The sequence below is a fragment of the Flaviflexus equikiangi genome (assembly GCF_014069875.1).
Classification (GTDB): Bacteria; Actinomycetota; Actinomycetes; order Actinomycetales; family Actinomycetaceae; genus Flaviflexus; species Flaviflexus equikiangi.
On sequence record NZ_CP059676.1, the window covers coordinates 527,537 to 540,261 of the forward strand.

The 12,725-nt window shown below is 64.2% G+C and carries 9 protein-coding genes; 6 read left to right on the top strand and 3 right to left on the bottom strand.

Annotated elements, in window-relative coordinates; translation table 11 throughout:
- Positions 1–53 precede the first annotated feature (53 nt).
- Together H2O75_RS02515 and H2O75_RS02520 are read left to right on the top strand one after the other, a co-directional pair.
- Entirely contained in the window at positions 54–1,883 is a 1,830-nt protein-coding gene (locus H2O75_RS02515; protein ID WP_182173207.1) for an ABC transporter ATP-binding protein, read from the top strand.
- Positions 1,880–2,956 carry a glycosyltransferase family 2 protein gene (locus H2O75_RS02520; RefSeq protein ID WP_182173210.1) on the top strand — a complete coding sequence of 359 codons (1,077 nt, stop codon included), beginning with the start codon at positions 1,880–1,882 and terminating at the stop codon, positions 2,954–2,956. The genes H2O75_RS02515 and H2O75_RS02520 overlap by 4 nt, the downstream gene beginning before the upstream one ends.
- Here H2O75_RS02520 and H2O75_RS02525 read toward each other — a convergent pair.
- From H2O75_RS02525 to H2O75_RS02535, 3 genes are read right to left on the bottom strand one after another with little or no spacing between them, the layout of a single operon-like run.
- Positions 2,953–3,945 carry a glycosyltransferase family protein gene (locus H2O75_RS02525; RefSeq protein ID WP_182173214.1) on the bottom strand — a complete coding sequence of 331 codons (993 nt, stop codon included), beginning with the start codon at positions 3,943–3,945 and terminating at the stop codon, positions 2,953–2,955. The genes H2O75_RS02520 and H2O75_RS02525 overlap by 4 nt on opposite strands.
- Before the next feature lie 2 nt (positions 3,946–3,947).
- Positions 3,948–5,000 (bottom strand): glycosyltransferase family 2 protein, encoded by a 1,053-nt coding sequence (locus tag H2O75_RS02530; RefSeq protein ID WP_182173217.1) that lies wholly within the window; start codon positions 4,998–5,000, stop codon positions 3,948–3,950.
- Positions 4,997–6,076: a glycosyltransferase family 4 protein gene (locus tag H2O75_RS02535; RefSeq protein ID WP_182173220.1), complete on the bottom strand. Its 1,080-nt coding sequence runs from the start codon at positions 6,074–6,076 to the stop codon at positions 4,997–4,999. Before H2O75_RS02535 ends, H2O75_RS02530 begins: the two co-directional genes overlap by 4 nt.
- A 168-nt stretch (positions 6,077–6,244) precedes the next feature.
- Here H2O75_RS02535 and H2O75_RS02540 point away from each other — a divergent pair, with 168 nt between their 5' ends.
- The 4 genes from H2O75_RS02540 (at position 6,245) to H2O75_RS02555 (ending at position 12,638) form a co-directional block, all read left to right on the top strand.
- Complete coding sequence (locus H2O75_RS02540) at positions 6,245–7,546, top strand: nucleotide sugar dehydrogenase (protein ID WP_182173223.1); 1,302 nt, start codon at positions 6,245–6,247, stop codon at positions 7,544–7,546.
- A 3-nt stretch (positions 7,547–7,549) separates the two neighbouring features.
- Positions 7,550–9,502, top strand: a complete 1,953-nt coding sequence (locus H2O75_RS02545) for a DUF6541 family protein (protein ID WP_182173226.1) — start codon at positions 7,550–7,552, stop codon at positions 9,500–9,502.
- 24 nt (positions 9,503–9,526) lie between these two features.
- Positions 9,527–10,561, top strand: a complete 1,035-nt coding sequence (gene galE / locus H2O75_RS02550; RefSeq protein WP_182173229.1) for a UDP-glucose 4-epimerase GalE — start codon at positions 9,527–9,529, stop codon at positions 10,559–10,561.
- A 163-nt stretch (positions 10,562–10,724) separates the two neighbouring features.
- Entirely contained in the window at positions 10,725–12,638 is a 1,914-nt protein-coding gene (locus tag H2O75_RS02555; RefSeq protein WP_182173232.1) for an N-acetylmuramoyl-L-alanine amidase, read from the top strand.
- Positions 12,639–12,725: the final 87 nt, after the last annotated feature.

The following is a 12,725-nucleotide window of genomic DNA, read 5'->3' on the forward strand; positions in this document are numbered from 1 at the left end:
ACCATGGGCATGGTAGTGAGCGGATGCCTCGGAGACCCAAAAGAGAGTGAAGCATGAAAGACGGCTACAAGAATCTGATGCGTGCGATGCCATTCCTGCCGGATGGCGCATCCCGTTACATGGTCGTCTACATCATCGTCGCCTCTCTCCTGTCGATCATGGATATCGCAGCACTCATGGCGCTCGCCTTCTCGATGACGTCGATTCTCAGCAGCCAGGACATTGTCATCCCGGTGGTCGGATGGCGGTTCGGCCAGGATCAGTACGTGTGGGTCATTCTCGCGATCTCGGCTGTCATCCTCCTCAAGGCCGTCCTCTCCCTCGTCCAGCAGTGGTTCGCGACCCGGAGGTTCGCCGACTTCGAGATGGACTTGGGAAGGACCCTTTTCGACGCATATCTCGGTGCTCCCTGGGTCGACCGTCTCGGCAGGTCGACGTCGGAGCTGGTCCGCATGGCAGATGTGGGTGTCGCCGCCATCAACGCGGGCCTTATCCTCCCGCTCATGGGATTGCCCGCGATGCTTATCTCGTCCCTGACTGTCATCGCGATCCTCCTGGTCGCGCAGCCGGTCACGGCGATCGTCACGCTCTTCTATCTCGGCCTCATCGCCATGCTGATCTACTGGCTGCTGTCGCGCCGAACCCTCGAAGCGGGTCGCGTCAATCGCCGATACTCGTTCAAGGCCGCCGGCCTCATGACCGACATGGTGGGCGCGCTCAAGGAAGTGACGCTGCGCGACAAGTTCACCGAAGTGTCGAGTGTGGTCCAGGATGCTCGATTCCACGCGACGCGGGCTCGAGCCAACATCCAGTTCCTCGGTTCTGTCCCGAAGTTCGTCATGGACTTCGCACTCATCGGCGGGCTCATCATCATCGGTGCCGCATCGTTCCTCATCTCCGGCACGATGGATGCCGCGATCAACGCGGTAGTCCTCTTCACCGTCTCAGCCATTCGCCTCATCCCCGCACTCACCGGATTCCAGGGAACAGTGAACGTGCTGAACTCGAATGCGTCCCAGGTCCGTGCCATTCTCCGTGACATCGAGGAGGCGCAGACCTATATCGAGCGGCGCAAGGTGGCTGGGCGCCAACCGCTTGCACATGATCCGCGCGAGCTTGTCCTCGACAATGTGTCGTTCACGTATCCGAACAGGGTCGACCCCGCTATCCGGGATATTTCGATGACGATCAGGATGGGCACGTCTGTCGCCTTCGTCGGAGAGTCCGGCTCGGGCAAGTCGACCCTCGTCGATGTCATCCTCGGCCTTCTCGAACCGCAGCAGGGCACCATCCGAATCGATGGGCAGGATCTCGATGATGTTCTCGCCAACTGGCGGTCCCTCATCGGCTATGTGCCCCAGGACGTCTCGCTCTTCGATGGCACGATCGAACAGAACGTGGCATTGACATGGAAGGGTGAGATCGACCGCGAGAAGGTGATCGAATGCCTGAAGAAGGCCCAGATGTGGGAGACCACGCTGGAGCGGCCCGGCGGGCTCCAGGCCACCATCGGGGAGCGCGGCATCGGACTGTCGGGAGGCCAGCGCCAGCGCCTCGGCATCGCCCGCGCACTCTATGCCGATCCGCTGATCCTCATCCTCGACGAGGCGACATCCGCGCTTGACAGCGAGACCGAGGCCGAGGTGTCCAAAGCCATCCACAATCTGCGCGGAGAGGTCACGATGATCTCCATCGCCCACCGCCTGTCCACGGTGAAGGACTCCGATGTTCTCTTCTTCATGAAGGACGGCAGAGTGGTGACGAGCGGAACCTTCGCCGGGGTGATAGCCGCCGCACCCGATTTCGCCCGCCAGGCCGCGCTGTCCGGACTCGGTTCGAACGTGGAGGTTTCAGGCTCTGCGAGCAGCGAGGGCGAACGATGACAGTCATCGACACGGAGATCGTCATCCCGGTGCACGATGAGTCGCGCCCGGTTCGCAGGGCCGCCGAATCCGTGCTCAAAGACCCCCGCGCGCGCGTTCTCATCGTGGCGCACAACATCAGCCCGGATCTTCTCGATCTGCCGACCTCTGACAGGCTATCGATCCTGCCGCTCAATGAAGACCCTGGGATGCCGGGGGCGACGTTCGATGCGGGGATCAAGGCCGCGACAGCCCCCTGGGTGGGGATCATGGGCTCCGACGACTGGTATGCGGATGGCGCCATCGAGGCCATGCGCAGGAGAGCATCCCGAGATGATGCTGATGGAGTGATCGCGCCGCTGACTCACCAGCTCTCCCAGGTCAACAACATCAAACCGCTGACAGGCAGGTCGAAGAGGCTCGATGCAGTGCGGGATCGGATGTTCTTCCGCACCGCACCCCTCGGCATCTTCAAGCGGACGCTCCTCGACTCGGAAGAATACCGTTTCGGGAATGTCTTCCCGGCGGGCTCCGACATGCGAGTCACAGCACTCCTGTGGACCTCGGGAGCATCATTCTCCTACTACTGGGATGATCCGGCGTACGTCGTCGGGAAAGACGCGGTCCGCAGGGTGACCTTCACGCCGCGCCCGCTGGAGCGCACCGGGGCACCGTGGCTCTCGCTGCTCGACGAACCTCGGGTCCAAGCCTTTACTCGGAAACAGAAACACGCCCTGGGCTACAAGATGGCCCGCGTCCACGTCGCAGACGCGGCGCACCTGCGGCCCACCGCGGAAGCCTGGCTCGAGGGTGACTTCGACTGGCTCTCCAGCTTCACGAAGACGTTGAGAGAGTTCGATCCGACATTCGATGCGCCGCTGTCACGCCGTGACGGCAGGCTCGTGAGGGCTGTCGAGACAGGCGACTTCGAGGAGACTCTGCTGGCGGCCTCCGAATGGAAGCAGGCCGCGCTGACGGACCGAGCCCTCGCGAGTTCGCTTGTCACATCCCTGACCGATCGGGACGCCCCCATCGGCCTGGCGGCCTCCGGGGTGAGCGCACGCCTCGCATCGAGAATCCGGGGCCTGCGCTAGCGCGATAGCGCGCTGCGATATTCGGCCTGCAGCTTCTCCACATACGGTCCCGGGAGATGATGGTCGAGGACCCAGTCTTTCGCGTTGAGCGCGGCGGCATAGCCGGCCGGGTCATCGAGGCAGAGGACGATCTGCTCGACAACCTCGCTCAGCGTCCCCTCGAGGGCGGGTGGAACGCTGCCGTCGTCGGGGCGGGGGATGCGCGATCCGAGGACGGCTACGGGAAGGCCCGTCGCCATAGCCTCGAACTCTGAGACGCCGAGCATCGGATTGGCCTGTCCGATCCCGATAGTCCCGCTTGCCACCCACCTCGCGTAGTCGCCGTGGCTCATGCGAGGGAGGAGACGGACACCGGCGGCGCGAGCCTGCGGAGCATATCGGCCCCAGTCGAGTCCCTCGAGGGTGACATGGGGGAGAAGCCGAGTGAGCTCGGCCGCGAGCTCGATGTTTGCGGACGCGCCCTTGTTGTCTTCCCAGCGCGAGAGAAAGATGATGCGATTGCTTTGCTGCGACCAGGGTGCGAGTCGGGACGGATCGACAAAGGCAGGCATGTACTCAGCGTCAGCACGAGCGGTCTCGGCGTTCTCTCGCGTATCGAGGTTCGTGTAATACACCTTGATCGCGTCATCGATACAGGCCTGGACGGTGGGCCTCATGGCCGGATTTGCCCAGTGGGTGCGGATATCCGTGCCGTGCAGGGTGAGGAAATATGGTCTCTTGGGCATGTAGATGCTTCGGAGGATCGGAACCACCATGGCATAGTGCGCGTGGACGATCTCAGCGGCGGCAACGCGCCGATTGTTGCGCACAAGCGTTCTCGCTGTCAGCAGCTTCGAGGCGAGGGGATTGGCAGGGCGGATGGGGATGACATCCTGCGCGCTGAGATAATCCCAATCGAAGCCCTGGCGGCGAGACTCCGTGACGAGGGCAAGTCCCACGTCCGCGCAGTCGTGGTAATGGAGAACCCTGGGGTCGGTGGAATGTGGCATGTTTACCTCATGAGAGCGGACGCGACGGTGTAGCGGAAGGAGCCGATGGGGCTTGCCCAGGACAGTGGGTGTGTCCCCCCGATTGCGGCGGGGGAACGATACTTCTTGGCTGCGGCGACCCCTGCCGAGAAGTCCTCGACCCTCGAGTTCATCACTGCAGCGAGAAGGCGCGACTCGGCCAGCGACAGGAAGGGCGAGATGCCGATCCGGTGGAGGGCTGCCGCGATCTGGGCGAGAGTGCTGAGATCTTCAGCCGACCAGTCTTCGACACGGGGCCGCTTGATGATCGTGTCGACCACGGTGCGCCGGTACGCCTTGACGGCGAGTGCTCGGCGGGTGCGCTTCGTCTGCTCGGAGAACCAGGCTGACGAGAGGAGGCCTGTCAGGGGGGCCAGCTCTTCGGCGACAGGCTTGGCGACGTGGGTGACCCGATCATCTGCGTCCGCCATCTCCACATAGCCCGGGCCGCTCTTCTGGTATACGACGCGGCCACCCGACCATAGTCTGGATACGAATTCGAGATCGCCGCCGTTGCGCGCTCCCGGCGTCAGTTCAAGCTGGAGTGCTTCGAGGGCCGTCCTGCGGATCAATCCGAGCGGGGCAGACCGATAGGGGAGTCGATCCCTATACACGTCGAGAATGCCGCGCGCCCACGGGCGGGCCGCTGGGGAGCGGACCAGCGTCCGGGATTCCCCGCGTGTCAGGCGGGTGATGACGCTGTCAGCTGTGTAACGATCGGCGAGCTCGAGCCAGGCCGCCACCGCGCCCGGTTCGAGCTGGTCATCGGATCCCATGATCGAGACGTACTCCGCCTTCGACTGCCTCATGCCGAACATGAACGGCCCCGAGGGCGAGGGGATGCTGTCGTTCAGCTCGAGGAACGTGGTGCCCTCAACAAGGACGGGGTCGAGCTCGGCCGTGATCGACGAGATCGAGGTGTTATGGCACACCACGACGGCGCGCGCCTCCGGGTTGCCGTTGACAATGGACGAAACCGCGCGGTCGATACGACGCTGCGGGTTGTGGGCGGCGATCACGATATCGACGCGTTTCATAGGATCTCCCCATAGACGGCATTCCAGCGGGTTCTGAATGCCTGATGCCCGAGAAGTTCGGCCAGGCCCCCGGCATATGACTCGAACCCGTCGCTGCGGCGGTTCGAATAGGCCTGTTCGACGGCATGGGCGAAAGCGGCGGGCGTCCGATCCGTCGGAAAGGTGCAGTAGGGCTCCGAGACGAAGTCTCGGTGTCCGCCCGTGTCCTGGATGACGAGCGGTCTGCCAGCGCACAGCGCCTCGGCCGCGACGATGCAGAATGTCTCGTCGGACGACGTGTGGAGGACCACGTCCGCCTCCGCGTATCGCGCTGCAAGAAGAGCCGGCGGAACATGCCCCAGGAGTTCGATGCGGTCAGAGATCTGCAGCTTCCGCGCGTGGTCTCTCACCTCGTCCGCGAGGGGCCCCTGCCCTGCCCACCAGAGCGAGACGTCGAATCCTCGATCTGCGAGTTCGGCGACGGTGTCCACCGCGAGCAGCGGGTGCTTCCCGGCGACGAGGTTGCCCACCGATAGGAGCCGGAGGGTTCCGTCGCTCTCTCGGGGAGGTGAATAGGGGGGAGGGGTGACGATATTGGGAATGACGGTCACTGCTCGGCCCGTCACGACCTCCAGCGCGCTCCCCAAGTAGCTCGAGACAGCGCACACGGCTCGCGGACGGCGGAAGAGGGCCTTGAGCAGTGGAATCTTCAGCCCTGCCATGCGGGACGAGGGCGTTCGGAGGATTCCTGACCAGTGCTCCGTGTGGACGACAGGGGTGCGGCTGCGGCTGAGGGCGAACTTGATGAGGGATGGACATGCCATCGTGTGGACGATGTCGGCGCCGTCGAAGACCGGACGCAGCCCTCTCATCGTCGCAGCGGCCGCACATGGTCGGCCCCATGGCATGGGCCTGCGGAGGACTCGAACGTCTCCCAGCCGGAAGTCGCGCCATCCGTCGTCCAGTTTCGGGTCGACGAGATGGACGACGATCACCTCGTGATCCTCGCTCAACGCCGCGGCGTCGTTGGCCACGAAGTTCCCAGCGCCCGGATGAATGTCGGAGGGAAACCAGGCCGTGACGACGCAGATCTTCATGCCGTCATCTTAACAGCCGGGCTTTCGGCGTTCGGCTGACCGCCTCCGGAGGACGCACTGTCTGCGGCGTCGCCGCCGGGGTGTGACACCGGTCCCGGGTCTTGCCTTTCGTCGGTGCAACATTTCATATCTACCGTATGATTTAGGCGAGATCACCGAAGGAGAACCATGCGTATTGCAGTCGTTGCTATGGGTAAGATTGGTCTGCCGCTGGCCGTCCAGTTTGCTGATGCTGGCCACGAGGTCATCGGCGTCGATGTAAACGACGAGACCGTCCGCCTCATCAACGAAGGGATCGAGCCGTTCCCCGGGGAGGCATTCCTCCAGGAGAAGCTCACTGCCCTCGTTCCGGCCGGCCGCCTGCGCGCGACCACGGACTATGCGGATGCGATCCCCGGCGCCGATGCTGTTGTCCTTGTCGTCCCGCTTTTCGTCAACGACGAGACGTGGGAGCCCGACTTCGGCTGGATGGATGCCGCGACTCGTTCTCTCGCTGAGCACCTCACGCCGGGCACGCTCGTCTCGTACGAGACGACCCTGCCGGTCGGCACGACGCGTGGCCGCTGGAAGCCGATGATCGAGGAGATCTCCGGGCTGACGGAAGGCGCCGATTTCCATCTCGTCTTCTCTCCCGAGCGCGTCCTCACAGGTCGCGTCTTCGAGGACCTGCGCCGCTACCCGAAGCTTGTCGGCGGGTTGAGCGAGGCAGGGACCGCGAAGGCGATCGAGTTCTACTCGGCCGTGCTGTCGTTCGATGAGCGGCCGGATCTTGACCAGCCGAACGGCGTGTGGGATATGGGCAACGCTGAGGCGGCAGAAATGGCGAAGCTTGCCGAAACCACCTACCGCGATGTCAACATCGGTCTCGCCAACCAGTTCGCGGTCTACGCGGACAAGGTGGGGATCGACGTGCAGCGTGTCATCGATGCCTGCAACTCCCAGCCCTACTCGCACATCCACCGCCCAGGTATCGCCGTCGGTGGTCACTGCATTCCCGTCTACCCGAGGCTCTACCTGTCAACAGATCCTCATGCCTCGATCGTGCGCACCGCACGGTCCTTCAATGCGCAGATGCCGGGCTATGTCGTCGGCCGTGTCGAAGAGCTCATGGGCAGCCTCGAAGGGCTGACGGTCGTCGTTCTCGGCGCGTCCTACCGCGGAAAGGTCAAGGAGACAGCCTTCTCCGGAGTCTTCTCGACAGTTGACGAGCTGACGAGACGCGGCGCGACAGTCCTGGTCCACGATCCCATGTACTCGACCGAGGAGCTCGCGGCGTTCGGTTGGGCGGCTTACTCCCTCGGAGATCCGGCCGATGTGGCGATCGTCCAGGCCGATCATCCCGAGTATGCGTCGCTGGCAGCCTCCGACATTCCCGGTATCCGGCTTCTCGCTGACGGCCGCCGCATCACCGATCCGGCGCTGTGGACTGGTGTGGCCAGGGTCGTCATTGGTGATTCCATCGGTCGCTGAACCGTGGTTCTTCCCGCGATGCTGCTCGTCCTCGCGACACTGGCCGGCCTCTCCCTTCCCGGCTACCTGATCCTCAGGGGACTGCGCATCCCGCCCGTCGTCGCACTGTCCGCCGCCCCCGCCATCCTTGCAGGAGTCCTCGCGGCCCTGTCAGTCATCCTGCCGGGCTCTCTCACGACGGGACAGGACTGGGCGACGACAGCGTGGATCGCGGCCGGCGTGCTGTCCGCTGTCGGCGTTCTCCTCTGGTTGCTGTCGCCGCGTCTGGCGCCGGACAGGAGGGAGCCTTCTCGGCTCTTCATCGGCATCGCCCTTGGCGCGGCGGCTCTCGCCTGCATCATTACCGTCCACCAGGTCCTTGAGGGCATGGGCGCGCTGGACGTGCCCCTTCAGCGGCGGGATTCGGTCTTCCACTACAACGCGATCGCAGGCATCCTCAACGGCTGGGGCAACGCCAACCCACTGGAACTCCAGGGATGGATGCTCGGATCTGCCGGAACGTCGTCCTTCTACCCGTCGACGTTCCACGCAGTCGCCGCGACCATCCCCGTCGCCCACGGAGTCGTCGCCGGCAACCTGCTGGCGGTCGTGTGCTGTCTCGTGTGGGTGATTGGGCTTACTGGCCTGGCACGTGTTGCCTTCCCGTCCTTTCCGGGGGCGTGGGCAGCCGCCCCTCTGCTATCCCTGGTCGCCATATCCTTCCCCTTGATCCCGTTGTTCCGCCAGGGGCAATGGCCGTTCGGCCTGTCCCTCGCGCTCACCCCGGGCCTGCTCGCACTTCTCATGTTCAGTGCCCGGACGCGGTCGATTCCGGGACTGCTTGCGTTCTGCGTGGGGCTGGCCGGGTCTGTCGGAGCTCATCCGAGCGGCATCGCGGTCTTCGCGCTCGTGGCCCTCGGTGCGGCGATGCTCGAGATCGGAGAACGAGCGCTGGCGGCTGTTCGCCGGGAAGACCGCGCGGAGGCGCGGATGCCGCTTCCGTTGGCCATCGTTCTCGCTTTCGGTGCGGCCGGGGCTTACGTTGTGCTGGACAGGTCCGAGACGATCCTGCGGATGGGGACGTTCGCCCGCCCCCAGACCCCCGCGCCCGAGCTTGTCCAATCCCTGCTCACGTTCTCGCACGTCAGCGTCAACGAACCTTTCGGGATAGCGCCGGCGATCGGCATGATTCCGCTCCTCATCGCGGGAACAGCACTCATGGTCATCTACCGGCCCTCCCGCCCCCTCTTCGTGGCAGCCTCCATGCTTCTTGCCACGCTTCTGCTGACGCCGACCAACCTGCGTGTGGCGCACGTGACGGGCGCTCTCTGGTACGGCGATCCGGAGCGGATACTCGGCGTTCTCACGCTCTTCACCCTTCTGGCGGCGGCCCTGGGCGTCGGATGGTTGGCGGAGAAGATCGCCCCGCGAGTCCGCGGCGACCGGGACACTGTTCGCATGGGAGTCAGTCTTCTCATCGTCGCGCTGGCACTCTCGATCACGTGGATCGATCGATCCCAGGTCCGGAGCGACATCATCGTGGCCGGAAACTATCATCCGAGCGAGACCTCTCCCCACTTTGTCGGCGGTCCGGCGTGGACCGCGGATGACAGCCGCTTCTGGGAGAGTGCGGCCGAGCTCGTCGGCACCGACGGCGTCATGACAGACTCCGCCTCTGGGGGTGTCTTCCTTCCGGCAATGGTGAATGTCCGGGCAGTCCCCGCCATCACCACGCTCGATTCGCTGCCGGGGCCGGGGAGGGAGGCCGCGTGGGGCCTGCGGGATACTCAACCGCTCGGGGAGACCGCGTGCCTGTTCCTCGAAGACAACACGATTCGGTGGGTCTATCTTGAGAAGGCCACCAATACACGGTTCGCCGGCTCGCATTTCCGTTCAGACCTCATGGCGCCGCACGGGGAGCTTGTGGTGAAGGATGGTCCGCGGGAGCTCTGGCGGATCGATGACTGCCGAAACTAGCCCATAGCTGAGAGAGAAGTGACAATGCGCGTGCTTATTACCGGCGGTGCCGGATATATCGGCTCGCACACCGCTGTCCAGCTGGTGCGCGCGGGCCACGATCCCATCATCGTCGACAGCTACGTGAACTCGACACCCGCGGTCCTGCCGCGGATCGAGCGGGTGACGGGCCGTCGAATCACTGCTTACCAGCTCGATCTCGTCGATGAGGCGGCAACCCGTGCGCTCTTCGACGAGGCCCGGCCGGATGCTGTCATCCACTTCGCCGCACTCAAGGCAGTCAGCGAATCGGTCGACGATCCATTCTCGTACTACAGGAACAACCTGCAATCGGCTCTATCAGTCGTCGGTGCCATGCTCGATGTCGGCTGCCGCACGATGATCTTCTCCTCCTCCGCCACGGTCTATGGTGACGGCGCCGCACCGTCGACGGAGGAGCAGGACCACCTCTCGTCGGGCACCCCGTATGGGCGTACGAAGGTGATGATCGAGCAGATCCTCACCGATGTCGCTCGAGCATCCGATCTGCGGGTCGCTGTTCTGCGGTATTTCAATCCTGTCGGTGCTCACCCCTCGGGACTCCTGGGCGAGTCGCCCGCTGGGGAGCCGAGCAACCTCATGCCCTATATCGCGCAGGTCGCCGCCGGAAAGCGGGAGAGGCTGACCGTGTTCGGGGGCGACTATCCCACGCCGGACGGTACGTGCCTGCGCGACTACCTCCACGTTCTCGACCTTGCCGATGGTCATGTCGCAGCCCTCGAGAAGATCGCCGAGGGAAGTATCGACGTACGGGCTTGGAATTTGGGTCGGGGAACTCCCGTCTCCGTCCTCGAGCTCATCCACGCGTTCGAGCAGGCATCGGGACGGCCGGTGCCCTACGTGGTCGGTCCCCGCAGAGCGGGTGACCTGCCGGCCGTGTGGGCGGATACGGCTCGGGCGCGCAGCGAGCTCGGATGGTCGGCAGAGCGCAGCGTCGAGGAGATGTGCGCAGACACGTGGCGGTGGCAGTGCGCCAACCCTGACGGCTACGATTCCGGCATCGCCACTGCTCACGGGTGAGCACTGTTAACTTGAACACAGATTTCTGTGTCTTTGGTCGACGTGAATGATCGTAGGTCGACTTCTGTTTCGCGCTGTCGAATAGCTCGATCTTCACACCGTCCCCACCTGTCACAGTGAGATACATTCGTTATGTAGTGGCAGGCTCATACGGGAGAATCACATGAAAATCCGCGCAGCGGTTCTTGGCGCCCTCATCACGTTGTCACCGACGGTCGCGATCGCCGATTCGCCGGACGGCTCCGTCTTGATCAACCTTCTTGACGTCGCGGAACCCCGAGCCGATGCCTCGCTCCTCGCGCCGCAATCCCAGCGAAGCACAGGGGGCTACAGCCTCCTCACCGCACCTCTGGAGACGGATGAGTTCTTCGTCGCCGGGGTGACATGGGAGGGTCCTGCGCCGACAGCGGTCGACATCCGGGTCCTCGAGCATGGTCAATGGGGCGCGTGGTACGCGCTCGAGATCGAGACGGGAGAGGGCGGCAGAGACGGCACGGAGCCGTTCATCGCCGGCGGAGCCGAAGGCATCCAGGTCCGCATCTCGGGCGATGCCATCCCGGAGGATCTCGATCTTGCCCTCCTCGATGGTCACGGGGCGGACAATGTCCGTGAAGAAGCGCCGAGCGAAGCCTCAACGGTGCCGATGCCGGGAACCGAATCCGCACGTGCGATCAACGCTGACGAGCCAGCATCAGAGCCGCTCCTGGAGACAGGCGGCGCAGGTGCGGCAGAGCCGCTCACCCAGGCTGATGTCCAGGCGCTCGCCGCCGTGGACGCCCCGCGCGTCATCGCCCGTGCAGGATGGGGGGAAACACGTGTCCCCCCGGCATGGAAGCCCTCCTATGCGAATCTCGGCAGCGCCGTGATCCACCACACTGCCGGGAGCAACACCTATACGGCGAGCCAGGCGCCATCCGTGGTGCGAAGCATCCACGACTATCACACGTACAGCTGGGGACGCGGCTGGGACGATATCGGCTACAACTTCCTCGTCGACAGGTTCGGCACGATCTATGAAGGCCGCTACGGCACGCTGGCGTCCGCGAAGGGGAAGATGGTCGTCGGCGGCCACGCCGCGCCTGCCAACACCGGTTCCGTCGGCATCTCCGTCATGGGAACATACACGGGTTCGGTCCAGCCCTCCGCCTCCTCCATCACCGCCATCGAAGACATCATCGCGTGGCAGTTCTCTGCGGCAGGCCTCGACCCGGAGGGAACGTGGACGTTCTACAACTCCAATCTCGGCAGATACTCGACGGTGCCCGCCGTCCTGGGACATCGTGATGTCTCCTCGACCGTGTGTCCCGGCAACATCTATCCGCTCCTGCCATCGCTGCGCCGCTCTGTCGCCGCGAAGATCGACAGCGCCGGCGAGCCTGTTCGCGGGGACAATGACCTCGCGATCTACAAGACGAACGATTTCGGCCCCGTCGCCAACAGCATCCAGTATTTCGGCAAGACGGGCGACGAACTCTATGTCGGCAACATTCTCGGCAACGGCGACCTGCCCTTCATTCGCCGCGGAAACACCTTCATCCTGGCGGAGGGGCCGGGCTCGCCGACGTCGACCCGCACCTACACGTTAGGGACGGCCGGCCAGGAGGTCTACACCGGTGATATTCGCGGGTCCGGGAAGGAGGCGATCATCCTCCGCTCGGGCAACCGCTTCGACATCTATGAAGATCCGTCGACCAACCGCCCCACCTCGTCGATCAACTTCGGGCGCGCCGGCGATGAAGTGTTCGTCTTCGACTGGGACGGGGACGGCATGGACGAGATCGCGGTCCGGCGCGGAAACACCTTCTATCTGAAGTGGATGGTGACCTCCGGAAACGCCGATCGGGAGATCAACTACGGGCGCCGCGGCGACGAGGTCTATGTGGGGTCCTGGTCATCCAATGCCGTCGAGACCATCACGGTGCGTCGAGGAAACACGTATTACATGAACTACACGAACTCGTCAGGCGTGGCCGATAAGCAGTTCAACTATGGGAAGGTCTCTGACAGGGTTGTCGTCGGGGACTGGGACCGCGATGGCCGAGACGGCCTGGGAGTCGTCCGAGACCTCTCGAAGTAGTCCCGCTCCCGCTATCGCATCAGCCCGAGTGACGGGAATTACGCCATGCCGGGCCGGGGTGGAGGCGCCCGGGTGCCCCGGATCGCT

Coding starts and splice junctions, on each gene's coding strand:
- H2O75_RS02515 (WP_182173207.1), top strand. CDS start 54: ATGAAAGACGGCTACAAGAATCTGATGCGTGCGATGCCATTCCTGCCG.
- H2O75_RS02520 (WP_182173210.1), top strand. CDS start 1,880: ATGACAGTCATCGACACGGAGATCGTCATCCCGGTGCACGATGAGTCG.
- H2O75_RS02525 (WP_182173214.1), bottom strand. CDS start 3,945: ATGCCACATTCCACCGACCCCAGGGTTCTCCATTACCACGACTGCGCG.
- H2O75_RS02530 (WP_182173217.1), bottom strand. CDS start 5,000: ATGAAACGCGTCGATATCGTGATCGCCGCCCACAACCCGCAGCGTCGT.
- H2O75_RS02535 (WP_182173220.1), bottom strand. CDS start 6,076: ATGAAGATCTGCGTCGTCACGGCCTGGTTTCCCTCCGACATTCATCCG.
- H2O75_RS02540 (WP_182173223.1), top strand. CDS start 6,245: ATGCGTATTGCAGTCGTTGCTATGGGTAAGATTGGTCTGCCGCTGGCC.
- galE (WP_182173229.1), top strand. CDS start 9,527: ATGCGCGTGCTTATTACCGGCGGTGCCGGATATATCGGCTCGCACACC.
- H2O75_RS02555 (WP_182173232.1), top strand. CDS start 10,725: ATGAAAATCCGCGCAGCGGTTCTTGGCGCCCTCATCACGTTGTCACCG.